The sequence below is a fragment of the Pseudomonas sp. FFPRI_1 genome (genome assembly GCF_055384485.1).
The window spans coordinates 4,497,657-4,522,635 of the sequence record NZ_AP029168.1; the positions used below are offsets into that span (position 1 = coordinate 4,497,657).

The window sequence follows — 24,979 nt, forward strand, 5'->3', positions numbered from 1 at the left end:
CATGAAACACGCTCGCATCCGTTATCAGGGCCAGGTCCACGAGGCTCGGGTCACCGGCCCCAATAGCCTGGAGCTGGCCGATGGCCGGATCCTCGCCGAAGACCAGGTGCAGTGGCTGCCACCGGCCACCGGAACCTTGTTCGCCCTGGGCCTGAACTACGCCGACCACGCCGCCGAACTGGCCTTCAAGCCGCCCACCGAGCCCCTGGTGTTCATCAAGTCGCCGGGCACCTACACCGGCCACAACCAGGTCACCTGGCGCCCGGACAACGTCGCCTACATGCATTACGAGTGCGAGCTGGTGGCGGTGATCGGCAAGACCGCGCGCAACGTCAAGCGCGAGGACGCCCTGGACTACCTGGCCGGCTACACCCTGTGCAACGACTACGCGATCCGCGACTACCTGGAGAACTACTACCGGCCCAACCTGCGGGTGAAAAACCGCGACGCCACCACCCCGGTGGGCCCGTGGATCATCGACGCCGCCGAGGTGCCAGAGCCCAACAACCTGACCCTGCGCACCTGGGTCAACGGCGAGCTGCGCCAGCAAGGCACCACCGCCGACATGATCTTCGACATCCCCTACCTGATCGAATACCTGTCCGGTTTCATGACCCTGCAGCCGGGCGACATGATCGCCACCGGCACCCCCGAAGGCCTGTCCGACGTGGTGCCCGGCGACGAGGTGGTAGTGGAGATCGAGGGCATCGGCCGGCTGGTCAACCGCATCGTCAGTGAAACCGAATTCTTCACCCATCACGCCCACCCCGAGCCCACCGCCGTGGCCAAGGAGCACGCATAAATGATCAAGCACTGGATCAATGGCCGCGAGGTCGAAAGCCGTGAAGTCTTCACCAACTACAACCCCGCCACCGGCGAAGCCATAGGTGAAGTGGCCAGCGGCGGCGCCGAGGAAATCGCCCAGGCAGTGGCCGCGGCCAAGGACGCGTTTCCCAAGTGGAGCAACACCCCGGCCAAGGAACGGGCGCGGCTGATGCGCCGCCTGGGGACGCTGATCGAAGAGAACGTGCCGCACCTGGCGGAACTGGAGACCCTGGACACCGGCCTGCCGATCCACCAGACCCGCAATGTGCTGATTCCCCGGGCCTCGCACAACTTCGATTTCTTCGCCGAGGTCTGCACCCGCATGGATGGCCACAGCTATCCGGTGGACGACCAGATGCTCAACTACACCCTCTACCAGCCGGTCGGCGTGTGCGCCCTGGTGTCGCCGTGGAACGTGCCGTTCATGACCGCCACCTGGAAGACCGCGCCATGCCTGGCCCTGGGCAACACCGCGGTGCTGAAGATGAGCGAACTGTCGCCGCTGACCGCCAACGAACTGGGGCGCCTGGCGGTGGAAGCCGGGATTCCCCCAGGCGTGCTGAACATTGTCCAGGGTTACGGCGCCACCGCCGGCGACGCCCTGGTGCGCCACCCGGACGTGCGGGCGATCTCCTTCACCGGCGGCACCGCCACCGGCAAGAAGATCATGCAGACCGCCGGCCTGAAGAAGTACTCCATGGAACTGGGGGGCAAGTCGCCGGTGCTGATCTTCGAGGATGCCGACCTGGAACGGGCCCTGGACGCCGCGCTGTTCACCATCTTCTCGCTGAACGGTGAACGCTGCACCGCCGGCAGCCGGATCTTCATCCAGGAAAGCGTCTACCCGCAGTTCGTCAAGGAATTCGCTGCCCGGGCCAAGCGCCTGATCGTTGGCGACCCGCAAGACCCCAAGACCCAGGTCGGCTCGATGATCACCCAGGCCCACTACGACAAGGTCACCGGCTACATCCGCATCGGCATCGAGGAAGGCGCGACCCTGCTGGCCGGCGGCCTGGAACGCCCGGCCAACCTGCCGGCGCACCTGGCCCGCGGGCAGTTCATCCAGCCCACGGTGTTCGCCGACGTGGACAACCAGATGCGCATCGCCCAGGAAGAGATCTTCGGCCCGGTGGTGTGCCTGATCCCGTTCAAGGATGAGGCCCAGGCCCTGCAACTGGCCAACGACACCGAATACGGCCTGGCCTCCTACATCTGGACCCAGGACATCGGCAAGGCCCATCGCCTGGCCCGGGGCATCGAGGCCGGCATGGTGTTCATCAACAGCCAGAACGTGCGCGACCTGCGCCAGCCCTTCGGCGGCGTCAAGGGCTCGGGCACCGGCCGTGAAGGTGGCGAGTACAGTTTCGAGGTGTTTGCCGAGATCAAGAACGTCTGCCTCTCCATGGGCAGCCACCACATCCCGCGCTGGGGCGTGTAGGAAGCGCTTGACGATCTCGCGGGCGACGGCACTTTTGACGCATCATCAGCCACGCGCCGCAGATCGTTGACAGGTTCGAGGATCGACAACCGTCCCGGACCACACCCACAACAAGATGTTTCAGGAGAAGCACCATGGGCGAAGTCGTCATGGCCGCCAAGGTCTGCCACGTACCATCGATGTACCTGTCCGAACTGCCGGGCAAGCACCACGGCTGCCGCGCGGCGGCCATTGCCGGGCACAAGGAGATCGCCCGCCGTGCCCGTGAGCTGGGCGCCGACACGGCGGTGGTGTTCGATGTGCACTGGCTGGTCAACAGCGGTTACCACATCAACTGCGGCGAGGTGTTCAACGGCACCTACACCAGCAACGAGCTGCCGCACTTCATCAAGAACATGACCTACGACTACCAGGGCTGCCCGGAACTGGGCGAGCTGATCGCCGCCGAGGCCAACGCCGCCGACGTGCGCACCCTGGCCCACAACATCCCCAGCCTGGAGCTGGAGTACGGCACCCTGGTGCCCATGCGCTACATGCACATGGACGTGCCCGCCGCCGAGCACTTCAAGGTGGTGTCGATCGCCGCCTGGTGCGCCTGGCACAGCCTGCAGGACAGCTTCACCTTTGGCGCCGCGGTGCGCCGGGCGATCGAGAAGAGCGACCGCAAGGTCCTGGTGCTGGCCTCCGGCTCCCTGTCCCACCGCTTTTCCAACGACCGCGACGCCGAAGCCAACATCCACCAGTGGACCCGGGAGTTCGACAAGCAGGTGGACCAGCGGGTGGTGGAACTCTGGCAACAGGGTCGCTTCCGCGAGTTCTGCGCCATGCTCCCGGACTACGCCGAACACTGCTACGGCGAGGGCAAGATGCACGACACGGCGATGCTCCTGGGCCTCTTGGGCGGTCCCGAGTACAACCGCCCGGCCGAGATCGTCACCCCGCTGTTCGGCAGCTCCGGCACCGGCCAGATCAACGCCATTTTTGAAGTTTAAGAGCAGCTGCGAGCGTTCAGCTACAAGCTGCAAGACCACACAGAGGCTGCGTTGAACTGCAAGCCACAAGCCGCAGGAGACCCCTCTTGCCGCGTGTGGCTTGCCCCTTGCCGCTGCCTGCGAAGGAGGCTCCCGTGCCGCATTTCATCGCTGAGTACACCGACAACATCGAACAGGCCGCCGATCTGCCCGGGCTGTTCATCAAGGTTCATGACTACCTGGGGGCCAGTGGCGTGTTCCCCCTGGGTGGAATCCGCAGCCGCGGGGTGCGCCTGGACACCTGGCGCATGGCCGACGGCAAGCACGACTACGCCTTTGTCCATATGCGCCTGCAGGTCGGCGCCGGGCGCGACCTGGCGACCCGCCGACAGGTGGCCGAGGGGCTGTTCGAGATCATCAAGGCGCATTTTGCCGAGCTGCAGGCGCAGCGGTTGCTGGCCCTGTCGTTCGAGATGAGCGAGCTGGATGCCGAGCTGAACTTCAAGCACAACAACGTGCACGAGTTCCTGCGCGGACAGGCCTGAGCATTGTGCCGGCCCTTGCGCCGGCCAGCCGGCTTCCGGCACCTCCGTAGGAGCTGGCTTGCCAGCGAAGAGGCCCGCAAGCCCTGTACCCGCCCTGGCCCCGCCTTCGCCGGCAAGCCGGCGCCTACAAGAACAATAACGAGACCCTTGTCATGCCCTATGCCACCACCGCCGAGACCTCGCGCGCCGAGGTCAACGACTGCTATCGCAAGATCACCTGGCGGCTGATGCCGTTGTTGTTCGTCTGCTACATCTTCGCCCACCTGGACCGGATCAACATCGGCTTCGCCAAATTGCAGATGACCCAGGACCTGGGCTTCAGCGACAGCGTCTACGGCCTCGGCGCCGGCCTGTTCTTCGTTGCCTATGCGCTGTTCGGGGTGCCCAGCAACCTGGCCCTGGACCGGGTCGGGCCGCGGCGCTGGATCGCCTTCCTGATGCTGGTCTGGGGCTTGCTGTCCAGCGCGCTGATGCTGGTGGACAGCGCCTGGGGCTTCTATGTCCTGCGCTTTCTCCTCGGGGTCGCCGAGGCCGGTTTCTTCCCCGGCATCCTGGTGCTGCTCAACCGCTGGTTCCCGGCCAGCCGGCGTGGCCAGGTCACGGCCCTGTTCGCCATCGCCGTGCCCATGGCCGGAGTCATCGGCGGGCCCCTGTCGGGGTGGATCCTGGAAAGCTTCCACGACTTCGGCGGCCTGCGCGGCTGGCAATGGATGTTCCTCATCGAAGGCTTGCCCGTGGTGGTGCTGGGGCTGGTGGTGCTCAAGGCCCTGCCGGAAAGCATCGAGCAGGTGGACTGGCTGAGCGCCGCGCAGAAAACCCGGCTGTTGCAGGCGCTGCAACAGGAAGAACAGCGCAAGTCGATCACCCGTTTCAGCGACATCCTCAAGGACCGCCACGTCTGGCTGCTGGTGTGCATCTACTTCGCGGTGATGCTGGCGGTCAACACCATCGCTTTCTGGATGCCTACCCTGATCCACCACGCCGGCATCGCCCGGGACAGCAACGTCGGCATGCTCAGCGCCCTGCCCTACCTGGCCGGCTGCCTGTTCATGCTCGGCGTCGGCCGCTCCTCGGACCGCCTGCGCGAGCGCCGCTGGCACCTGGGGGTGCCGCTGCTGATGTCCAGCCTGGGCCTGATCCTCACCGGGCTGGCCCCGGAGAACCCCTGGCTGGTGATGTTCGGCCTGCTGGTCGCGGGCATGGGCGCCAGCGCCGCACTGCCGATGTTCTGGCAGCTGCCACCGGCGTTCCTGGCCAGCAACACCCAGGCCGCGGGCATTGCCCTGATCAGTTCCTTCGGCAGCGTCGCCGCCTTCCTTGCGCCGTACCTGATCGGCGTGGTGCGCGACGCCACCCAGAGCGCCAGCCTCGCCCTCTATGCCCTGGCCCTGCTGATCGCCCTCGGCGCCTGGCTGGTGCTGCGGGTACCGGCCCATATCGTCAACCCACGAGAGAAATAACCATGCTCAGCCCCTCGGATATCCAACAGGCTGCGGCGCGTCTCGACGCCGCCGAACGCAGCCGCGAACAGATCGGCCAACTGTCCCTGGAACACCCCGGCATCACCGTCGAAGATGCCTATGCCATCCAGCGCTGCTGGGTGGAACAGAAGATCCGCGACGGGCGCAAGCTGGTGGGCCACAAGATCGGCCTGACCTCCCGGGCGATGCAGGTGTCGTCGAACATCACCGAACCGGATTTCGGCGCCCTGCTGGACGACATGCTGTTCGATGAAGGCAGTGATATTCCGTTCCAGCGCTTCATCGTGCCCAGGGTCGAGGTGGAACTGGCGTTCATCCTCGGCAAACCCTTGAAAGGCCCGAACTGCACCTTGTTCGATGTGCTGGACGCCACCGATTGGGTGATCCCGGCGCTGGAGATCATCGACGCACGAATCCAGCAGCTGGACCCGCAGACCCAGGTCACCCGCAAGGTCTTCGACACCATTTCCGACAACGCCGCCAACGCCGGCGTGGTCATGGGCGGCCGCGCGGTGCGCCCGGGGGACCTGGACCTGCGCAAGGTGCCGGCGGTGCTCTACCGCAATGGGGTGATCGAAGAGTCCGGGGTCTCCGCCGCCGTGCTCAACCACCCGGCCAAGGGCGTGGCCTGGCTGGCCAACAAGCTGGCGGCCTACGACGTCGGCCTGGAAGCCGGGCAGATCATTCTTGGCGGCTCCTTTACCCGCCCGGTGGCGGCCCGTCCGGGCGACGTCTTCCACGTGGACTACGACCAGTTGGGCAGCATCGCCTGCCGTTTTGTCTGAGGAGAGCAGCATGGAGATGCCACTGAACCTGTTCAAGCAACGCCTGCAACAGGCCGAACCGCAGATCGGCCTGTGGCTCGGCCTGGCGGATGCCTACTGCGCCGAGCTGGCAGCCAACGCCGGTTTCGACTGGCTGCTGCTGGACGGCGAGCACGCCCCCAACGACCTGCGCAGCCTGCTGGCCCAGCTCCAGGCCATCGCGCCCTACGCTGCCCAAGGGATCATTCGCCCGCCCATTGGCGACACCGCACTGATCAAGCAACTGCTGGATATCGGCGCCCAGACCCTGCTGGTGCCCATGGTGGAAAGCGCCGAGCAGGCACGCCAACTGGTCCGCGCCATGCACTATCCGCCGCTGGGCGTGCGCGGAGTGGGCAGCGCCCTGGCCCGGGCCTCGCGCTGGAACAGCATTGGCGACTACCTGGATCAGGCCGATGCGCAGATGTGCCTACTGGTGCAGATCGAGAACCTCGAAGGGCTGTGCAACCTCGACGAGATTCTCACGGTGGACGGTGTCGACGGTGTGTTCATCGGCCCCGCGGACCTGTCGGCGGCCATGGGCCACCGCGGCAACCCCGGGCATCCGCAGGTGATCGCCGCCATCGAGGACGCCATCGTACGGATTCGCCAGGCCGGCAAGGCGGCGGGCATTCTCAGCGCCGATCAGCGCCTGGCGCGGCGCTGCATCGAACTGGGGGCGAATTTCGTCGCAGTGGGTGTGGACACCACGGTGCTGATGAAGGGCCTGCAAAGCCTGGCCGGACAGTACAAGGGCCTGGATACCCCCACCAGCGAGGGCGGGGTTTACTGACCGGCGGCTTGCCGGCGAAGGCGGCCTTATGGACGTTGCAAGGCTTGGGGGCCTCTTCGCTGGCAAGCCAGCTCCTACACCAAGGGGTAATGCGCGAGGATTTTCGTAGGAGCCGGCTTGCCGGCGAAGGCGGTCTTATGGGCGCCGCAAGGCTTGAGGGCCCCTTCGCTGGCAAGCCAGCTCCTACACCAAGGGGCATTACGCGGTTTTTTCGTAGGAGCCGGCTTGCCGGCGAAGGCGGTCTTATGGGCGTTGCAAGGCTTGAGGGCCTCTTCGCTGGCAAGCCAGCTCCTACACAAAGGGGTAGTGCGCGGGGTTTTTCGTAGGAGCCGGCTTGCCGGCGAAGGCGGTCTTATGGGCGTCGCAAGGCTTGGGGGCCTCTTCGCTGGCAAGCCAGCTCCTACAGGGCGATTATGCGGGGCGGCTGGCCAGGCGCCAGACCCGGGCAATGTCCGCCGCCCGCTCGCGCAACAGGCTCGGGGCTTCGCGGCAGGCCTGTTCCAGGCTCATGGGCCCGGACGTCAAAGCAAAGGCCGCGTCCACGCCGTGGGCATACATCTGCTGGTAACCCTCGCCCAGGGTGCCGGCGATGACGATTACCGGCACGCCATGCTCGCGAGCAATGCGCGCCACGCCAAAGGGCGTCTTGCCCCGCAGGGTCTGGGCGTCGAAGCGCCCTTCGCCGGTGATCACCAGGTCGGCATCGCGTACCGCCTGCTCCAGCCCCACCAGCTCAGCCACGACTTCCACCCCGGGGCGAAACTGCGCGCCGAGGAAGGCCTTGGCGGCAAACCCCAGGCCGCCGGCGGCGCCACTGCCCGGCTCGTCACGCACATCCCTGGGCAGCACCTGGGCACAGAGGTCGGCAAAATGCCCCAGGGCCTGGTCCAGTTGCTGCACCTGGTGTGGCGAGGCGCCCTTCTGCGGGCCGAAGATCGCCGAGGCGCCGTGTTCGCCACACAGGGGGTTGTTGACGTCGGCGGCGATTTCAAAGCGCACCTGGGCCAGGCGCGGGTCCAGGGCATTCAGTTCGATGCTGGCCAGATCGGACAGGGCCAGCCCGCCCCGGGGCAGCATCCGACCTTGCTGGTCGAGCAGTTTCAGCCCCAGCGCCTGCAGGGCGCCGGCGCCACCGTCATTGGTGGCGCTGCCGCCAATGGCCAGGATGATCCGCTGGGCACCTTCCTCCAGTGCAGCCTGGATCAGCTCGCCAGTGCCGAAGGTGCTGCTGGTACAGGCATCGCGCTGGCCTGGTGCGAGCAATTGCAGGCCACTGGCTTCGGCCATCTCGATGATTGCCGTGTGACTGTGGGGTAACCAGCCCCAGCGGGCCTCCACCGCTGCCCCCAAAGGCCCCTGGACCCGGGTGCTGCGCAGTTGCCCTGCACAGGCGGCGAGAATCGACTCCACCGTCCCTTCCCCGCCATCGGCCATCGGGCATAGCTGCACCTGGGCATCGGGCCAGGCATCGGCCAGCCCCAGGGCAATGGCCCGGGCCACGCCTTCGGCACTCAGGCTGTCCTTGAACGAGTCGGGGGCGATGATGATCTTCATGGGGCTATCTCCGGTTCTTGTGCCGCCATGCTGCCACTTGACGGCCCCGCTGACGCCGGTCCGCTGCACAAGAGTGCAGGCACTTTATTGTTCATTGCTACAACTGCGTCCCGCTGATGGCTAGGCAGGACCTGCGGCGTTGTGGGGCAGCAGTTGCACCCCCAGGTAGAGCGCCAGCATGCCGTCCAGACGCAAGGGGTCGACACCGCTGAGCTCGGCGATGCGCTCCATGCGATAGCGCAGGCTATTGCGGTGGATGCCCAGGGCGTCGGCGCAGGCCTGGCTCTGGCCGTCGTGGTCGCACCAGCAGCGCAGGGTCGCCAGCAACTGGCCGTTGTTGTCCTTGGCCAGGACCTTGCGCAAGGGCGTCAGCAACTCGTCCAGGGCATCGTCGTTGCGGTGGCGCCAGAGCATCACCGGCAGGCGGTAGCGATTGAGGGTCAGCAGCCGCGAATCCGGCAGGATGTCACGCCCGTAGGCCAGCAGGTCGCTGACCCGCCGGTAGCAGCGGCGCAGCCCCGACAGTCCGTCGGCCTGTCCGCCCACGGCCACCCGCAGGATGGTCCAGCCCTGGCCATCGAGCTTTTCCAGCAGGCGTGGATTGTCCAGGTTGAGGTTCGCCGGGCGGCACCAGAGCAACGAGGTCTTCGATGAGCTGACGCACCAGCTGTCGGGGTAGCGCGACAGCAGCCAGGCACTCAAGCCATCGACGCTCTGCCCCGGGGCCTGCTCCGCAGCCAGTTCGAACAGGTAGGGGGTTCGCGCCAGCTGCGGCTTGAGGCCCATCTGCCGGGCTTCGTCCACCAGTCGCGGGGAGTCGCCGCTGTCGCTCAGGAGCAGCGCCAGCAGGTCATCGCAGCGCTGCCTGCGCCACTGCTGCTCGGCCTGCTGGTGGCGCTGGCCCACCAGCATTTCGGCGGTCATGCGCACCAGCTCGGCGTAGGTGCGCAGCAGGGCCGGGTCGCCGGTGATACCGAGCACGCCAATCAGCCGCTGGTCATGCAGCAACGGCAAGTTGATGCCCGGTTGCACGCCCTTGAGCTGGCGTGCGGTGGGTTCGTCGATCTCCACCACCCGGCCGTTGGCCAGCACCAGCTGCGCGCCTTCGTGCCGGGTGTTGATCCGCTCCGGCTCGCCGCTGCCCAGGATCAGGCCCTGGTTGTCCATGACGTTGACGTTATAGGGCAGGATGGCCATCGTGCGGTCGACGATGTCCTGAGCCAGGTCATGATCCAGTTCGAACATGGGGAAGATCCTTCACAGCTGGGACGGCCCGCAGGTTATGCGGCGTTGTTCAGTGGCACAGGGTCGGTGGCCAATCGCTGTGCGCCGGCACAAAGACAGCGGCGCCCCGGTGACCGAGACTCTCAGGGCGGTCAAGTTACCCTTGCACCGCGAAAAATCATAATAAAGAGAGACACACCATGTCACAGAGCGCCGCTGCCCCACTGGCCCAGGCTGACGACAAGAACGCCGTCTACAAGCGCATCACCCTGCGCCTGATCCCCTTCATCTTCGTCTGCTACCTGTTCAACTACCTTGACCGGGTCAACGTCGGCTTCGCCAAGCTGCAGATGCTCGACGCCTTGAAATTCAGCGAAACGGTCTACGGCCTGGGTGCCGGTATCTTCTTCATCGGCTACGTGCTGTGCGGCGTGCCGAGCAACCTGGCACTGAGCAAGTTCGGCCCCCGGCGCTGGATCGCGCTGATGATGATCACCTGGGGCACCCTGTCCACCTGCCTGCTGTTCGTCACCACGCCCACCGGGTTCTATACCTTGCGCCTGTTTACCGGGGCCGCCGAAGCCGGCTTCTTCCCCGGCGTGGTGCTCTACCTCTCGCAGTGGTTCCCGACCTTCCGCCGCGGGCGGATCATGGCCCTGTTCATGTCGGCGATCCCGGTTTCCGGTCTGCTGGGCAGCCCGTTCTCGGGCTGGATCCTCAACCACTTCGCCGCCGGGCAAGGCGGCCTCGCCGGTTGGCAGTGGATGTTCCTGCTGCAGGGCATTCCCACGGTGATCCTCGGTGCCCTGGCGTTCTTCCTGCTCAGCGACAGCTTCGCCCACGCCAAGTGGCTGACGCCCGCTGAACGTGCGGTGCTGGAAGCCGACCAGGCGGCGGACCTGGCCAACCAGCCCAGGACCGCCAGTGATTCCCTGGTCGCGGTGTTCAAGAACCCGGCGATCTGGGCCTTCGGCCTGATCTACTTCTGCATCCAGAGCGGGGTCTACGCGATCAACTTCTGGTTGCCGTCGATCATCAAGAACCTGGGCTTCAGCGACAACCTGGTGATCGGTTGGCTCAGTGCCATCCCTTACCTGCTGGCCGCGGTGTTCATGCTGCTGGTGGGCCGCTCCGCGGACCTGCGCAAGGAGCGCCGCTGGCACCTGGTGGTGCCGATGCTGATGGGCGCCGTGGGCCTGCTGATTGCGGTGAACTTCGCCGCCAACCCGACCCTCGCCATCCTTGGCTTGACCCTCGCCACCATGGGCGCTCTCACCGGCCTGCCGATGTTCTGGCCGGTGCCCACCGCCCTGCTCAGTGCCGGCGCGGCCGCCGGTGGCCTGGCGCTGATCAACTCCATGGGGCAGATGGCCGGGTTCCTCAGCCCCTACCTCGTCGGCTGGGTCAAGGACAGCACCGGCTCCACCGATGCTGCGCTGTACCTGCTGGCCGGGGTGATTGTCGCCGGCAGCCTGCTGGCCCTGCGCATGACTCGCACCTTGCAGCGCTGAGCCCGTCCCCCCTGCAAAGCCCGTTCGAGTCCTGGCTCGACCGGGCTTTTTGATTGGCCGCTCAGGACGGTGCGCCGCCCTTTTCAAGGTAGTCGTGACTGGTGCTCAACTCCCCCGTGGCCGGAGTGTCCAGCTCCAATACCAGGCCACCGGGCAACTGCACGAACAGCTGCCAGATCCCCTCCTCCGGCACCCGCGCCACCTGATAGGGCAAGCCGCTGGTGCGCACCCGCTGCAACACGGTCTCGGCCGGTTCATCGGTGCTGAAGGCAATGTGGCTCAACTGCGGCGCGGGGCTATTGGCCTGCTCGATGACGTGCACCAGCGCCTGCTGGTCCTGGTAGAGCCAGCGCCCGGGAAAGGGAAAGGGCGGGCGCCTTCCCGACTGCAGGCCGAGCAGATCGGCGAAGGCTTGCTGCAGCCCCGCGCCCTGGGGGCTGTTGAATGCCAGGTGATCGAAGCGCCAGCTCATAACAGACCTCCGCCATCGACATCGATCAGACTGCCGCTGATGAAGCCGTTCTCCATGGCCAGGAGAAAGGCCGCCGCGACCTCATCGGCGTGTCCGACGCGGCCCACGGGCAGGCTCGCCGCGGTGCGAGCGAACATCGCTGCACGCTGTTCCTCGGACAGGCCGGCATAAGCCTCGGTATCGGTGACCCCGGGGCTGATGACATTCACCCGGCGCGGTGCCAGCTCCTTGGCCAGGTGCTTGCCCAGGGCCTCCAGCGCGGCATTGAGGGTGGTCTTGAGCACTTGCCCGGGGACCCTCTTGCGCGACAGCAACCCCGAGGTCAGGGTGATGCTGCCTTGGGCGGCCAGGTACGGCAGCGCCGCCTGGACCGCGCGCCATGCCCCCCAGAACTTCACCTCGAAGGCCTGCTGGGCCTCCAGCAGCCCCGTCTGCGCCAGGGGTTTGGCGTCGATGGCCGGACCGGCGCTGATCACCAGGTGGTCGAAAGGACCCACCGCGCGAAACAGCGCCTGGAGGCTATCGGCATCGGTGATATCCACCGCCAGGCTGCGGGCCGAGTCCGGCAGTTGCGCCTGCTGCTGTTGCAAGGCCTCAAGACGGCGCCCAGCCAGCACCACCCGCGCCCCGCGAGCCGCAGCCTGACGCGCCACGGCGGCGCCAATACCGCTCCCGGCACCGATCACCACCAGGGTCTGCTGGTGCAAGTTTGAGGGGGAAGAATTCATGCTGATCACCTGCTGCAAGTAAGAAGGATTGCATCTTCACTGCTTGCCAATCGAGGAAAAACCCCGTTAAAACGCAATGATCTTTAAAGGATTTTTATCAATGAGCTCGATCCTCGACCTGGAAATCTTCGTGCGCACCGCCGACGCCGGCAGCATTTCCGCCGCTGCCCGCTCTCTCGGCATGACCGCCGCAGCGGCCAGCATCGCCCTCAAGCGCCTGGAAACCCGGCTCGGAAGCCGCCTGCTGGCACGCTCCACCCGCAGCATGCGCTTGACCGAGGAAGGCCGCCGCTACCTGGAAAGCGTGCGCCTGGCCCTGGCCACCCTGGCCGATGGCGAACAGGCCCTTCGGCAACAGAGCCAGGGCCTGGCCGGGCTGCTGCAGCTGTCGGCGCCCTCGGATTTCGGCCGCAATGTCCTACTGTCCTGGCTCGATGAGTTCAAGGGCGAGCACCCGCAACTGCGCCTGCAATTGCGACTCAACGATCGCCATGCCGATCTGTTTCGCGACACCGTGGACGTCGCCCTGCGCTTTGGCGTGCCCGAGGATTCGAGCCTGGTGGCCCTGCCGATCCTTCCCGAGCACCGTCGTGTCGCCTGTGCCAGCCCGCAGTACCTGGCTCGCTGCGGCATGCCCAAGGCCCCCGAGGACCTGTCCCGGCACAGCGCCCTGCTCTACCTGCGCAACGGCCGCCCCTATGACAGCTGGCGGTTCAGCCGTGGCGAGGAAACCCGTGAAATCACCGTGCGCGGCGATTACCTGTGCGATGACGGCGAGGTGGCCCGGCGCTGGGCCCTGGCCGGCCATGGCATCGTCTACAAGGCCCGGCTGGATGTGGCCGAGGACCTGCGCGCCGGGCGCCTGGTGGCGGTACTGGGGCACTGGCAAGGGGAGCTGGCGCCGTTCAACCTGCTGTGCCCGCACCGCCTGCAGGTTTCCGAACGAGTGCGCCTGCTGCATGGCTTCGTGGCGCAGCGCTGCCAGGCACTGTGTCCATGACAGGCATTGCCGAACCGGGGCGTTGTGGTATCTGATGGTCGGTCCCGATGGCCGGAAATCCCCTGGCCACCCCTCTAGCACAAGGATTTCGCCCATGAGCTATCGCCTCCTCGGCCGTTCCGGCCTCAAGGTCTCCAGCCTGACCCTGGGTACCATGATGTTCGGTGAGCAGACCAGTACCGAAGACTCGCTGCGCATCATCGACAAGGCCTGGGACCAGGGGATCAATTTCATCGACACCGCCGACGTCTACACCCAGGGCCGCTCCGAGGAGATCGTCGGCGAGGCGATCGCCCGTCACCGGCATGAATGGGTGCTGGCGTCCAAGGTCGGTTTCGGCCCGGCGGACGGCGTGCCCAATCGCAGCGGCCTGAGTCGCAAGCACATTTTCAACGGCATCAACGCCAGCCTGACCCGCCTGGGCACCGACTACCTGGACATCTACTACCTGCACCGCGAAGACCACGACACCCCACTGGAGGTGAGCATCTCGGCCATCGGCGACCTGCTGCGCCAGGGCAAGATCCGCTACTGGGGGCTGTCCAACTACCGCGGCTGGCGGATTGCCGAAGCGATTCGCCTCGCCGACCAATTGGGGGTGGACCGCCCGGTAATCAGCCAGCCGCTGTACAACATCGTCAATCGCCAGGCCGAGAGCGAACAGATCACCGCGGCCAGGGCCTTTGGCCTGGGCGTGGTGCCCTACAGCCCCCTGGCCCGGGGCGTGCTCAGCGGCAAGTACGCGCCGGACGTGGCCCCGGACAGCGCCAGCCGCGCCGGGCGCCAGGACAAGCGCATCCTGGAGACCGAATGGCGGGTCGAATCCCTGCGCATCGCCCAGCAGATCCAGCAATACACCCAGGAACGCGGGGTCGGCATCGTCGAGTTCGCCATTGCCTGGGTGCTGAACAACCAGGCGGTGAGCTCGGCCATCGTCGGCCCGCGCACCGAAGCCCAGTGGGACGCCTACACCCGGGCCCTGGAGGTGCAGATCAGCGCCGCGGACGAGGCCTTCATCGACGCCCTGGTGACCCCGGGCCATGCCTCGACCCCGGGCTTCAACGACGTCAGCCATTTTGTCAGCGGACGTTTTCCTCGCCTGGACTGAAGACTGGCGGTGGGGGTGCAAAGGCGCCTGCCACCGCTCTCCGGGCCCGCGGGATTGAACGCGCTTTGGCCACAAACGAGAAAATATCCCGCGGGGATGTCGTAAACAGAGCAAAAATCTCGGGCCAAACCCTCTATATTCCCCCCCTCGCTTCACTCCCCCCATTTTTTGCGTGCATCCCGAGCGTTCGGGTCATATGAGGACAGTGTGTCTAAAGGTATTGGGTTATCGGTTCTGGCGTCGGTGCTGTTCGCCGTCATGTATTTCTACACCTCGCTGCTGACGCCCCTGACCGGGGTGGAGATCTTCGGCTGGCGGATGCTGCTCACCCTGCCCTGCATGACCCTGTTCATGCTGTTCAGCGGCGAGTGGTACCGGGTCGGCGAGGTGTTGCGCCGGGTGCTGGGCAAACCGTTGCTGTGCCTGGCGTTGCTGCTGTCCTCGGCGCTGGTGGGGGTACAGCTCTGGCTGTTCATGTGGGCCCCGCTCAACGGCCACAGCCTGGATGTGTCCCAGGGCTATTTCCTGCTGCCCCTGACCATGGTCCTGACCGGACGCATCGTTTATGGCGAACGCCTTTCGCGCTTGCAGAAGGTTGCCGCGGTGCTGGCCTGCATCGGCGTGCTCAACGAGCTGTACCAGGTCGGCAGTTTTTCCTGGGCGACCCTGGTGGTGGCCGTGGGCTACCCGCTGTATTTCATTCTGCGCCGGCGCCTGGGCACCGATCACCTCGGCGGCCTGTGGCTGGACATGGCGCTGCTGATCCCGGTGGCGCTGTGGTTCGTACAAAGTGGCGAACAAGGGTTTGCCGTGCTCGACAGCCATCCCGGGCTGTACCTGCTGATTCCCTTGCTCGGGGTGATCAGCGCCTCGGCGCTGGTGTGCTACATCATCGCCAGCCGTCAGTTGGCGTTCAGCCTGTTCGGCCTGCTCAGCTATGTGGAGCCGGTGTTGCTGCTGCTGGTGGCGCTGTTGCTGGGAGAAAGCATCAAGGCCGGGGAATGGCTGACCTATGTGCCGATCTGGCTGGCGGTGGTGGTGCTGGTGCTTGAGGGCGTGCGCCACCTGCTGCGACAGCGCCGGCACTGAGCCCCGCCACGTCGATCGGGCAAGCCCTGCGGCCGAGGTCGCCGGGACGTCAGGTCCAGCACCGCTAGACCCCCTTCGGTGTACGCCGCCACAGGCGGCAGTCGCCGATGAGGCCGAGGCAAGCGGTGCATTGCCCATCGATGCCGCGGCCAATGCTCTCAACACACCCTGGCTCAGGGTTTGATCTGTTTCAGCTCGTTGAGCAGGGCCAGCAGCGCTTGCATCTTGTCTTCGCCAAACTGCTGCTGGATCTTCTGGTAATTGATCTCCATGTCGCCGCTCATGGACTCGAAGCACGCCTGGCCCTTGTCGGTCAGGGTGATGAACAGCCGGCGCTGGTCTTCCGGCGACTTGCGCCGGCTGACGTACTCGTCCCGCTCCAGGCGGGTCAGCACGCCGGTCATGCTCGGCGGCAGGATGCAGGCCATCTTCGCCAGTTGATGGCTCTCCAGTTCGCCGTTCTGGCGCAGGATGCGGATCACCCGCCATTGCTGCTCGGTCAGGTCGTGCTGGTTCAGGGACGGGCGAAAAAACGCCATGGCGGCCTCACGGGCCTGTAGCAGGGTCAGGGTCAGGGAAGGTCTGGGTGTTTTCATCGAGGCGTCGGTCAAAGGCTGGGAAACAAAGGCGCAAACATTAACACATTCACAATCGCCAACCGACAGGCAAAACAAAGCCCGATCAGGCGAGGCCTGATCGGGCCGAGTGTTCAAGCGCGCCGGGGGTTACTCGGTGGCCAGTACACCGCGACGTACCTGGTCGCGTTCGATCGATTCGAACAGTGCCTTGAAGTTGCCCTCGCCGAAACCATCGTCGCCTTTACGCTGGATGAATTCGAAGAACACCGGGCCCATCAGGGTTTCCGAGAAGATCTGCAGCAGCAGGCGCTTGTCGCCGGCTTCCGAGGAACCGTCCAGCAGGATGCCCCGCGATTGCAGTTCGTTGACCGGCTCGCCATGGTTCGGCAAACGGCCTTCGAGCATTTCGTAGTAGGTCTCGGGCGGCGCAGTCATGAAGCGCATGCCGATCTTCTTCAACTGATCCCAGGTCTTGACCAGATCATCAGTGAGGAAGGCCACGTGCTGGATGCCTTCGCCGTTGAACTGCATCAGGAACTCTTCGATCTGCCCGGCGCCCTTGGACGACTCCTCGTTCAGCGGGATGCGGATCATGCCGTCAGGAGCGGTCATGGCCTTGGAGGTCAGGCCGGTGTATTCGCCCTTGATGTCGAAGTAGCGGATCTCGCGGAAGTTGAACAGTTTCTCGTAGAAGCCGGCCCAGTAGGCCATGCGCCCGCGGTACACGTTGTGGGTCAGGTGGTCGATGATCTTCAGGCCCGCGCCCTTGGGATTGCGGTCCACGCCTTCGATGAACACGAAGTCGATGTCGTAGATCGAGCTGCCTTCGCCGAAACGGTCGATCAGGTACAGCGGCGCGCCGCCAATGCCCTTGATCGCCGGCAGGTTCAGTTCCATCGGGCCGGTTTCAATGTGAATCGGCTGGGCGCCGAGTTCCAGGGCCCGGTTGTAGGCCTTTTGCGAATCCTTGACCCGGAACGCCATGCCGCACACCGACGGACCATGTTCCGCGGCGAAGTAGGAGGCAACGCTGTGGGGCTCGTTGTTGAGGATCAGGTTGATCGCGCCCTGGCGATACAGATGCACGTCTTTTGAACGATGGGTCGCGACTTTGGTGAAACCCATGATCTCGAAGATCGGTTCGAGGGTGTTGGGGGTAGGCGATGCGAATTCGATGAATTCAAAGCCCATCAGGCCCATTGGGTTTTCGAAGATATCTGCCATGGTTGGCGCCTCATCATATTTTTAGAATTAACGGATCGTTAGTTGCTATCAATGCTGAGGAAAGTGGGTGGCGCACAGGAAATGCCCCGCACGCTGCGGGCGAGAAAGTCACCGTAGATCAGTTGGAACCCGAGAATCTTCATTTCGACCCTGTCTTGCTTACAGGCTGGGGGACGAGGCTTCTGCTGCCAGAAGACTTTATTATTGTATGCGTAACCGGATTCTACACAGCGTAAAAGCCTTTGTCCGCATTCTCTATAAAATCGCCTTTGCCGCTCCCGCTGCAAGGGGTTTGTTGCACAGGTAGATGCCCCCCAGGATCAGCGCGCCGCCCAGGCCCATCACCAGGCTCAACTGCTCCCCCAGCAACAGCGCACCGAGGATCACCGCGGTCAGGGGGTTGAGGGCAATGAACACCCCTGAGCGGGTGGCCCCGATCCGCCGCAGGCTGTCGTAGTACCAGATGTAGGCCAGGGCCGAACCCAGCACGCCCAGGTACAGCAGGCTCAGGCCCTGGGCCAGACCCAGGCGAGCCAGGGCCGACAGGTCGAATTCGCCCCGGGCCAGGGTCGCTGCGCACAGCATCAGGGTGCCGAGGAGGATCGAGTAGGTAACGGCCTGCAGCGGGCCGAGGCTCTGATTGAGGCGCCTGGAGAACAGCGAGTACACCCCCCAACCCAGGACACAGCCGAGAATCAGCAGGTCGCCGCGCCAGCCGCCTGCCTGTCCGAGCAGCGCCCCGGGATCGCGGCTGTAGATCACCAGGGCTGCGCCCCCCAGGCACAGGCCGATGCCCAGCAGCTTGCGCCGGCCGAGGCTTTCCTTGAACAGGGCCCAGGACGCCAGGGCGATCACCGCGGGGTTCAGTGCCACGATCAGCGACGCCCGGGAAGCGTTGATCTGCTGCAAGCCGAGGAAAAAGCACAGGTTGTAGAAGAAGATGCCAAAGAACCCCAGCAGCGCCAGTTGGCCGAACTGCCGGAGGCTGGGCCGAGCCAGGGGGATGCGCGCCACGGCCATGAAGCCGAGCAAGGCCAGGCTGGCCAGGAGAAAGCGCAGGCTGGCGGCCAGCAAGGGCGAAAGGCTGCCGGCCAGGTAGCGTCCGGCGACGAAGGTGCCGCCCCAGATCAGGCTCACGGTCACCAGCTTGCAATAGACCCCAAGGTCGCCGTGGTGTGTGGCCAAGGGCCTGCGGAGGTGGATTTCACTCATGATCGTCGGCTCTGAAACGTGGGATTTGTGCTGCGCGGCTATTCTTTGTCTAATGCTCGATCATCGTAAAATGAGCGTTTACTCATGACCCTGACTCAACTGGAGATCTTCTCCCGGGTGGCGGAGCTCCAGGGCTTCACCAGCGCCGCCACACGCCTGGGGATCAGCCAGTCGGCGGTGTCCCACGCTATCAAGTCCCTGGAGCAGGAGCTGGGAGTCGAGTTGTTTCGCCGGCATCAGGCCCAGGTCGAACTCACCGACATCGGTCGGCAGTTGCTGTTGCGGGCCCGGGCCATGCTCGGCCTGGCAGCCACCCTGGAACAGGAGGCCGCGGACGCCCGGGGCATGAAGCGCGGCACCTTGCGCATCGGCTCGTTCGGGCCCACCTCCTCCATGCACCTGCTGCCGCGGATTCTCCAGGAGTACCGTCGCGAACACCCTGGAATCGAGGTCCACATTGATGAAGGACCGGACCGCCAGGTGCTGCAATGGCTCGAGGAACGGCGCATCGACCTGGGCTTCGTGGTACTGCCCCAGGAACGCTTCGACACCTTTGCCCTGGTGGCGGATCAACTCGTGGCACTGGTTCCTGCGGGACACGCTCTGGCCGGGGAACAACAGCTGCGGCTGGAACAACTGTGCCATGACCCCTTTGTGCTCACCGAGGCGGGCTCGGCGGAACTGGTTACTCGGCTGTTCACGGGCGCCGGCCTGAGCCCCAACATCCGCTATCGTTGCTCGCAGCTGCTCAGCACCCTGGAAACCGTGGCCCGTGGCGATGCCTTGAGCATCGTCGCCGAACTGTCGCTGCCACCCGCTGCGGATCGCCGCTACCTGAGCAAGGCCCTGCTGCCAGCCGTGCAGCGCCAGGTGGGAGTCGCCGTGCTGGACCGGCGCCAGTCATCGCCGGCGGCCCTGAGCTTCATCCAGCTCGCACAACGCCTGTATCGTCACGCAAAGCCGACTATCCTGCGATGATCGGGACCGCACCAGGGCGTCGCCGTGCCCGCCACGACGATCTGCAGCGCTCCCTCCCTCCTCCGCCACAGGTCCGATCATGCCCCTGACCGCCAAAGGTCCGCTGAAGCGCTCCACCCGCACACTCTGGACATTATTGGCGGTACTGCTCCCCATCGGGCTGGGCGCCGTCATCCTCTATGCCCAGGCTGAACGGGCGCTGACGCGCAGCAGCCTGGAAACCGCCGAGGAAGCCATTCGCCAGTTCGACCTGATGCTGGACAACAGCGATATCGCCGCCCGGGCCCTCCTGCCCCAGGTCGGCCAGGACTGTGATGAGGTGCGGCAACTGGCCCTGCGTGAGCAGGTCACCCGCCGGCCCTTCGTGCGTTCGACCAACCTGGTGTGGCGCAACAACAACTATTGCAGTTCCTTGCTGGGCAACTACCCGGTGCCCCTCGTCCCCGAGGACTACGTCGATGGGCGCCTGAAGCTGATGGATGGCAACCCGATCACTCCCAATACCGCGCTGCTGGTCTATCGCTGGAGTGAGGGCGAACGCGCCGTCCTGGCAACCATCGACGGCTACCACCTGACCAATGCCCTGCGCCTGATCAGCCGCTTCGCCCATTTGCGGCTGCAGGTAGGCGATCATTGGCTGTCCAGGAACGGCCGGGTCTACGATGGCAGCCCACCACCGGCTGCGGTGGCCAGCGAGCACTTGAGCTCATCACACTACCCCTACAGCGTCAGTTCCGGATTCCCTGAGGGCAGTACCTGGGCGTACATGAAGAGCCAGTACCCGGCGTTGTTCAGCCTGCTGGTGTTTCTCGGGGCTGGCGCCGGAGTCCTCGCCCACTGGCTGCAAAAGCGCTCTGCTTCTCCCAGCCATGAATTGCGCCGGGCACTGGATGCCCAGGAGTTCATTCCCTACTTCCAGCCAGTGGTACGCGGCGACACCCTGCAGTGGGCCGGCATTGAAGTACTGATGCGCTGGCAACACCCCAAAGAAGGGCTGGTGCGCCCTGACCTGTTTATCCCCTTTGCCGAGCACTCGGGGCTGATCGTGCCCATGACCCGCTCGCTGATGCAGCAAACCCTGCAGGCCCTGGCTCCCCACGCCCAGGATTTCATCGATGGCTTCCACATCGGCATCAACATCACCGCCCGCCACTGCCAGGACCTGCAGTTGCTGGAGGACTGCAGGGAGTTCCTCGCCGCCTTCCCGCCCGGCAAGGTGCTGCTGGTGCTGGAATTGACCGAACGCGAACTGATCGAGCCCACTCCCACCACTCTTCAATTGTTTGCTGCACTGCGGGAGTTGGGGGTGATGATTGCCATCGACGACTTCGGCACCGGGCATTCCAGCCTGGGCTACCTGCGCAAGTTCAATGTCGACTACTTGAAGATCGATCAGAGTTTTGTCGCCATGATCGGTGCCGATGCGCTGTCGCTGCATATACTCGAGAGCATTATCGAACTCTCGGGCAAACTCGATCTGGGCATAGTCGCCGAAGGTATCGAAACTGCCGAACAGCGGGACTACCTGGCGGCCCAAGGGGTGGACTTCCTGCAAGGTTATTTATTTGGCAGGCCCATGCCCAGTACGGAGTTTGTTGCAGCCCTGGCGCGCCATTAAATAGCCATGTCACAACGAAAAGTGTTCCCCGGGGCAACTCGGGGCAGGCGCCAATTTGAATCAATTGGTAAATACAGGGTTAAATAACAATAAGCCGATTTACTCTGGAGCGATTAACTACTACAATTTTTCCCGCCTGTACAAAATTCACAGGTAGGCCACTTAATCGAGCCTTAATCGGCTCATGGCTTATAGCTTTGTTGGTGGTTTGTATCAGCCAAAATAGACTATTGGAGTGAAGATATTGTCCAGACTTGCCGAATTTCGTGCTGCAGAAAAAGCACTTCAAGAACAGCTCGCGCAGCTTGAATCCCTGAAGAATGACGCCGGGCTCAAGAAGGAAATCGAGTTCGAAGAAAAGCTCCAGGCCCTGATGAAGTCCTATGACAAGAGCCTGCGCGACATCATCGCCATTCTTGACCCGAACCTGGGCAAGGCCGGCCTGCCACAGGCCAATGCCCCTAAACAGCGCCGCGCACGCGTGGTCAAGGTCTATCAGAACCCGCACACCGGTGAACTGATTGAAACCAAAGGCGGCAACCACCGTGGCCTGAAGGCCTGGAAAGAACAGTACGGTGCTGCCACTGTGGATTCCTGGCTGCGCGCTTGAACAAAGCCGCAACCTGAAAAAGGCCCTGCATATGCAGGGCCTTTTACATTCATAAGACTATTCTTATTACGACCTGAATCTAAGGCAAGATCCAACCTGCCGCCACGTCCGCCCTCTGCCAGCGCATCAGCGTGCGCCGCACCTTGCAATAACCCTGGCACCCGCGGCAACTTCGCACTTAATGCCTTTTCGATATCCAGCCGCTAACAGGCGAAATGCGAACCGACCACTTCAGATTTTTCCTTAAAGTTTAAGGCTATTTCGTACAGCGAGTATTTCATTCTGGCTGTCGGCATAAGCCGCTGCCTGGCCGGCGTATGAAAGTACATAAGCCTTATCCCCATCCAGCGCCGCCACCAATGTTTGCGACAGCACATGCCGGCCGTTCTGGGTAATGGTGCAAGTGGTTTCCAGGGCTGCGAGAGCACTCAACTGCGCCCCATGAATCTTGTTACAGACACTCTGATAACCGCCTTGGGCAAAGTCCTTCTGCACCGACTTGCGCATCTCCAGTAATACCCCCTGAAGATTGACTACATGCCCGCTATCGACCTGAGTCATGGTCAATTCCATAACCAACTGTGGATTGCCCGCGCCATCGTTCTTCACCGCCCGCTGGCGGGACACCTTGGCAGCCTGGTCCGTCTCCTGGGCGGGCACCGGCTCAACGGTCCAGCCCGGGGGCCAGGTCACCTCAGGCTCGGCCTGGGCGATGCTGGCACAAGCCACCAGCAACAGGGCCGCAATCCGCGATTTAAACAGCTCGATCATAGGGGGCGCACACTTAGGGAACAGGCCTTGAAGTCTGAGCCCGACGCCAGGAATGGGCAATAGATCCAGAGTTTTGGGTTTGGCGGCGCCCACCCCACTTGCGTATCATTGCGCAATCCCAAGGATGTCCGAACCATTGCCGGCAAGGACCAGCTTGCCCTCGCGAGCAGCCCTTGACGCACTTTCTTCTGGAGGGCCCATGAGCCTCGACGCACTCAATACTTTCCCTGGCGTGACCGCCCAACCGGACGCTGCCACCGCCCGCTTCGTGTTCAACCACACCATGCTGCGGGTCAAGGACATCACCCGGTCCCTGGATTTCTACACCCGGGTCCTGGGCTTCTCCCTGGTGGAGAAACGCGACTTCCCCGAGGCCGAATTCAGCCTGTACTTCCTCGCCCTGGTGGACAAGACGCAGATTCCGGCAGACGCTGCCGCGCGCACCGAATGGATGAAGTCGATCCCCGGCATTCTCGAACTGACCCACAACCACGGCACCGAAAATGACCCGGACTTCGCCTACCACAACGGCAACAGCGATCCCCGCGGTTTCGGGCACATTTGCATCTCGGTGCCAGACATCGTGGCCGCTTGCGAGCGTTTCGAAGCCCTGGGCTGCGACTTCCAGAAACGCCTGAACGATGGCCGCATGAAAAGCCTGGCCTTCATCAAGGACCCGGACGGCTACTGGGTCGAAATCATCCAGCCCGCGCCCCTGTAAGCGCTGCGATGGGGCACTGACAAGCACCGAGCGGCCAACGCCTGGCAATTCGGTCGGAGCCCCCTCTCAGGCCACAATGAAAAAACCCCATGAGCCAGGCTCATGGGGTTTTTTATTACGGCTCGGCGCGTTACGCCGGTGCAGAGGTACGGATCAAATGGTCAAAGGCGCTGAGGGAGGCCTTGGCGCCCTCGCCCACTGCGATCACGATCTGCTTGTACGGCACTGTGGTGACATCGCCAGCGGCAAACACGCCAGGCAGCGAGGTCTCGCCACGGGCATCGACAATGATCTCGCCACGAGGCGAAAGCTCGATGGTGCCCTTGAGCCAGTCGGTGTTGGGCAGCAAGCCGATCTGCACGAAGATGCCTTCCAGTTCGACGGTGTGGAACTCGCCCGAATCGCGGTCCTTGTAGACCAGGCCAGTGACCTTCTGCCCATCACCCTTCACTTCACTGGTCAACGCACTGGTGATGACCTTGACGTTGGGCAGGCTGTGCAATTTGCGTTGCAGCACCGCATCGGCCCGCAGCTTGCCATCGAACTCCAGCAAGGTCACATGGCTGACGATACCAGCCAGGTCGATGGCCGCTTCAACGCCGGAGTTACCGCCGCCAATCACCGCAACGCGCTTGCCCTTGAACAGCGGACCATCGCAGTGCGGGCAGAAGCACACGCCCTTGGCCTTGTACTCCTGCTCGCCGGGCACACCCATTTCACGCCAGCGAGCGCCGGTTGCCAGAATCACCGACTTGGCCTTGAGGCTGGCACCGCTGTCGAACTGGATCTCGTGCAGCCCGCCGACTTCCTTCGCCGGCACCAGCGCACTGGCACGCTGCAGGTTCATGATGTCGACGTCGTACTGCTTGACGTGCTCTTCCAGTGCCGCCGCCAGTTTCGGCCCTTCAGTGGCCTGTACCGAGATAAAGTTCTCAATGGCCATGGTGTCCAGTACCTGGCCGCCAAAGCGCTCGGCAGCGACACCGGTACGGATGCCTTTACGGGCCGCGTAGATGGCCGCCGAAGCACCGGCTGGGCCTCCACCCACCACCAGAACGTCAAACGCCTCTTTGGCATTGAGCTTCTGCGCCTGCTTCTCCACCGCACCGGTATCGAGCTTGGCCAGGATTTCTTCCAGGCCCATGCGCCCCTGACCGAAGTTCACCCCGTTGAGGTAGACGCTGGGCACGGCCATGACTTTGCGCTCATCGACCTCGGCCTGGAATAGCGCGCCGTCGATGGCCACATGACGGATGTTCGGATTGAGCACCGCCATCAGGTTCAGCGCCTGGACCACGTCCGGGCAGTTCTGGCAGGACAGCGAGAAGTAGGTTTCAAAATTGAACTCGCCCTTGAGCGAGCGAATCTGCTCGATCACTTCGGCACTGGCTTTGGAGGGGTGACCACCCACTTGCAGCAGGGCCAGCACCAGGGAAGTGAACTCGTGCCCCATGGGGATACCAGCGAAACGCAGGCTGATATCGCTTCCCGGGCGGTTCAACGAGAACGAAGGCTTGCGCGCATCGGTGCCGTTGTCGAGCAAAGTAATCTGATTGGAAAGACTGACAATGTCTTTGAGTAACGCGAGCATTTCCTGGGATTTCGCGCCGTCGTCGAGGGAAGCGACGATCTCGATCGGCTGGGTGACCCGTTCCAGGTATGACTTCAACTGAGCTTTAAGATTGGCATCCAACATACGGGCGATCTCCTGTTTTGATTCGGTAG

Annotated in this window: 24 protein-coding genes; 15 read left to right on the forward strand and 9 right to left on the reverse strand. The window is 64.0% G+C overall.

What is annotated here, in order from left to right; translation table 11 throughout:
* The first annotated feature begins 1 nt into the window (after window position 1).
* The 7 genes from ACZ5BO_RS19835 to hpaI all read left to right on the forward strand — a co-directional run bounded on the left by ACZ5BO_RS19835 (window position 2) and on the right by hpaI (window position 6,856).
* Complete coding sequence (locus tag ACZ5BO_RS19835) at window positions 2–802, forward strand: fumarylacetoacetate hydrolase family protein (RefSeq protein WP_464696209.1); 801 nt, start codon at window positions 2–4, stop codon at window positions 800–802.
* A complete protein-coding gene (gene hpaE, locus ACZ5BO_RS19840) occupies window positions 803–2,263 on the forward strand; it encodes a 5-carboxymethyl-2-hydroxymuconate semialdehyde dehydrogenase (protein ID WP_025130011.1) in 1,461 nt (486 codons plus the stop codon).
* Between the two features lie 134 nt (window positions 2,264–2,397).
* Entirely contained in the window at window positions 2,398–3,255 is an 858-nt protein-coding gene (hpaD, locus tag ACZ5BO_RS19845; protein ID WP_025130010.1) for a 3,4-dihydroxyphenylacetate 2,3-dioxygenase, read from the forward strand.
* Between the two features lie 134 nt (window positions 3,256–3,389).
* The gene (locus ACZ5BO_RS19850; RefSeq protein ID WP_025130009.1) at window positions 3,390–3,779 is read left to right on the forward strand and encodes a tautomerase family protein; all 390 of its coding nucleotides are present in this window, start codon (window positions 3,390–3,392) and stop codon (window positions 3,777–3,779) included.
* A 152-nt stretch (window positions 3,780–3,931) separates the two neighbouring features.
* On the forward strand, window positions 3,932–5,239 hold the full coding sequence (locus ACZ5BO_RS19855) for an MFS transporter (protein WP_464696211.1): 1,308 nt from the start codon (window positions 3,932–3,934) through the stop codon (window positions 5,237–5,239).
* Between the two features lie 2 nt (window positions 5,240–5,241).
* Complete coding sequence (gene hpaH / locus ACZ5BO_RS19860) at window positions 5,242–6,045, forward strand: 2-oxo-hept-4-ene-1,7-dioate hydratase (protein WP_464696212.1); 804 nt, start codon at window positions 5,242–5,244, stop codon at window positions 6,043–6,045.
* Window positions 6,046–6,055: 10 nt separating this feature from the next.
* Window positions 6,056–6,856: a 4-hydroxy-2-oxoheptanedioate aldolase gene (gene hpaI, locus ACZ5BO_RS19865; protein ID WP_025130006.1), complete on the forward strand. Its 801-nt coding sequence runs from the start codon at window positions 6,056–6,058 to the stop codon at window positions 6,854–6,856.
* 411 nt (window positions 6,857–7,267) lie between these two features.
* Here hpaI and ACZ5BO_RS19870 read toward each other — a convergent pair whose 3' ends face one another.
* Window positions 7,268–8,410: a glycerate kinase gene (locus ACZ5BO_RS19870; protein WP_464696213.1), complete on the reverse strand. Its 1,143-nt coding sequence runs from the start codon at window positions 8,408–8,410 to the stop codon at window positions 7,268–7,270.
* Window positions 8,411–8,530: 120 nt separating this feature from the next.
* Window positions 8,531–9,655, reverse strand: coding sequence for a sugar diacid recognition domain-containing protein (locus ACZ5BO_RS19875; RefSeq protein ID WP_464696214.1), 1,125 nt, complete (start codon window positions 9,653–9,655; stop codon window positions 8,531–8,533).
* Between the two features lie 179 nt (window positions 9,656–9,834).
* Between ACZ5BO_RS19875 and ACZ5BO_RS19880 the strand changes: the two genes are divergently transcribed.
* A complete protein-coding gene (locus tag ACZ5BO_RS19880; protein WP_025130003.1) occupies window positions 9,835–11,145 on the forward strand; it encodes an MFS transporter in 1,311 nt (436 codons plus the stop codon).
* A 61-nt stretch (window positions 11,146–11,206) separates the two neighbouring features.
* Here the strand turns inward: ACZ5BO_RS19880 and ACZ5BO_RS19885 are convergent, their stop codons facing one another.
* Both ACZ5BO_RS19885 and ACZ5BO_RS19890 read right to left on the reverse strand, forming a co-directional pair.
* Complete coding sequence (locus ACZ5BO_RS19885) at window positions 11,207–11,617, reverse strand: VOC family protein (RefSeq protein WP_464696216.1); 411 nt, start codon at window positions 11,615–11,617, stop codon at window positions 11,207–11,209.
* Entirely contained in the window at window positions 11,614–12,345 is a 732-nt protein-coding gene (locus ACZ5BO_RS19890) for an SDR family oxidoreductase (RefSeq protein ID WP_464696217.1), read from the reverse strand. The genes ACZ5BO_RS19885 and ACZ5BO_RS19890 overlap by 4 nt, the downstream gene beginning before the upstream one ends.
* A 100-nt stretch (window positions 12,346–12,445) precedes the next feature.
* Between ACZ5BO_RS19890 and ACZ5BO_RS19895 the strand changes: the two genes are divergently transcribed.
* The 3 genes from ACZ5BO_RS19895 to rarD all read left to right on the forward strand — a co-directional run bounded on the left by ACZ5BO_RS19895 (window position 12,446) and on the right by rarD (window position 15,542).
* Window positions 12,446–13,345: a LysR family transcriptional regulator gene (locus ACZ5BO_RS19895; protein WP_464696218.1), complete on the forward strand. Its 900-nt coding sequence runs from the start codon at window positions 12,446–12,448 to the stop codon at window positions 13,343–13,345.
* Between the two features lie 94 nt (window positions 13,346–13,439).
* Window positions 13,440–14,453, forward strand: a complete 1,014-nt coding sequence (locus ACZ5BO_RS19900) for an aldo/keto reductase (protein ID WP_464696219.1) — start codon at window positions 13,440–13,442, stop codon at window positions 14,451–14,453.
* Between the two features lie 207 nt (window positions 14,454–14,660).
* Window positions 14,661–15,542 carry an EamA family transporter RarD gene (gene rarD / locus ACZ5BO_RS19905; RefSeq protein ID WP_025129999.1) on the forward strand — a complete coding sequence of 294 codons (882 nt, stop codon included), beginning with the start codon at window positions 14,661–14,663 and terminating at the stop codon, window positions 15,540–15,542.
* 173 nt (window positions 15,543–15,715) lie between these two features.
* On the opposite strand, the gene hpaR is transcribed toward rarD, so the two are convergent.
* The 3 genes from hpaR to ACZ5BO_RS19920 form a co-directional block, all read right to left on the reverse strand.
* Complete coding sequence (gene hpaR, locus ACZ5BO_RS19910; RefSeq protein ID WP_025129998.1) at window positions 15,716–16,138, reverse strand: homoprotocatechuate degradation operon regulator HpaR; 423 nt, start codon at window positions 16,136–16,138, stop codon at window positions 15,716–15,718.
* Window positions 16,139–16,267: 129 nt separating this feature from the next.
* Entirely contained in the window at window positions 16,268–17,344 is a 1,077-nt protein-coding gene (gene hppD, locus ACZ5BO_RS19915) for a 4-hydroxyphenylpyruvate dioxygenase (protein ID WP_025129997.1), read from the reverse strand.
* 255 nt (window positions 17,345–17,599) lie between these two features.
* Window positions 17,600–18,556: a DMT family transporter gene (locus tag ACZ5BO_RS19920; protein WP_464696220.1), complete on the reverse strand. Its 957-nt coding sequence runs from the start codon at window positions 18,554–18,556 to the stop codon at window positions 17,600–17,602.
* A gap of 84 nt (window positions 18,557–18,640) precedes the next feature.
* Here ACZ5BO_RS19920 and ACZ5BO_RS19925 point away from each other — a divergent pair, with 84 nt between their 5' ends.
* The 3 genes from ACZ5BO_RS19925 to ACZ5BO_RS19935 all read left to right on the forward strand — a co-directional run bounded on the left by ACZ5BO_RS19925 (window position 18,641) and on the right by ACZ5BO_RS19935 (window position 21,762).
* Entirely contained in the window at window positions 18,641–19,534 is an 894-nt protein-coding gene (locus ACZ5BO_RS19925) for a LysR family transcriptional regulator (RefSeq protein ID WP_464696221.1), read from the forward strand.
* A gap of 79 nt (window positions 19,535–19,613) precedes the next feature.
* Window positions 19,614–21,152: an EAL domain-containing protein gene (locus ACZ5BO_RS19930; RefSeq protein ID WP_464696222.1), complete on the forward strand. Its 1,539-nt coding sequence runs from the start codon at window positions 19,614–19,616 to the stop codon at window positions 21,150–21,152.
* Window positions 21,153–21,396: 244 nt separating this feature from the next.
* Complete coding sequence (locus ACZ5BO_RS19935) at window positions 21,397–21,762, forward strand: histone-like nucleoid-structuring protein, MvaT/MvaU family (RefSeq protein WP_025129993.1); 366 nt, start codon at window positions 21,397–21,399, stop codon at window positions 21,760–21,762.
* Between the two features lie 243 nt (window positions 21,763–22,005).
* Here the strand turns inward: ACZ5BO_RS19935 and ACZ5BO_RS19940 are convergent, their stop codons facing one another.
* Window positions 22,006–22,533, reverse strand: a complete 528-nt coding sequence (locus ACZ5BO_RS19940) for a DUF4946 domain-containing protein (RefSeq protein WP_464696223.1) — start codon at window positions 22,531–22,533, stop codon at window positions 22,006–22,008.
* A 199-nt stretch (window positions 22,534–22,732) separates the two neighbouring features.
* Here ACZ5BO_RS19940 and gloA point away from each other — a divergent pair, with 199 nt between their 5' ends.
* On the forward strand, window positions 22,733–23,254 hold the full coding sequence (gloA, locus tag ACZ5BO_RS19945; RefSeq protein ID WP_464696224.1) for a lactoylglutathione lyase: 522 nt from the start codon (window positions 22,733–22,735) through the stop codon (window positions 23,252–23,254).
* A 130-nt stretch (window positions 23,255–23,384) separates the two neighbouring features.
* Here the strand turns inward: gloA and ahpF are convergent, their stop codons facing one another.
* The gene (gene ahpF / locus ACZ5BO_RS19950; protein ID WP_025129990.1) at window positions 23,385–24,950 is read right to left on the reverse strand and encodes an alkyl hydroperoxide reductase subunit F; all 1,566 of its coding nucleotides are present in this window, start codon (window positions 24,948–24,950) and stop codon (window positions 23,385–23,387) included.
* Between the last annotated feature and the right edge of the window lie 29 nt (window positions 24,951–24,979).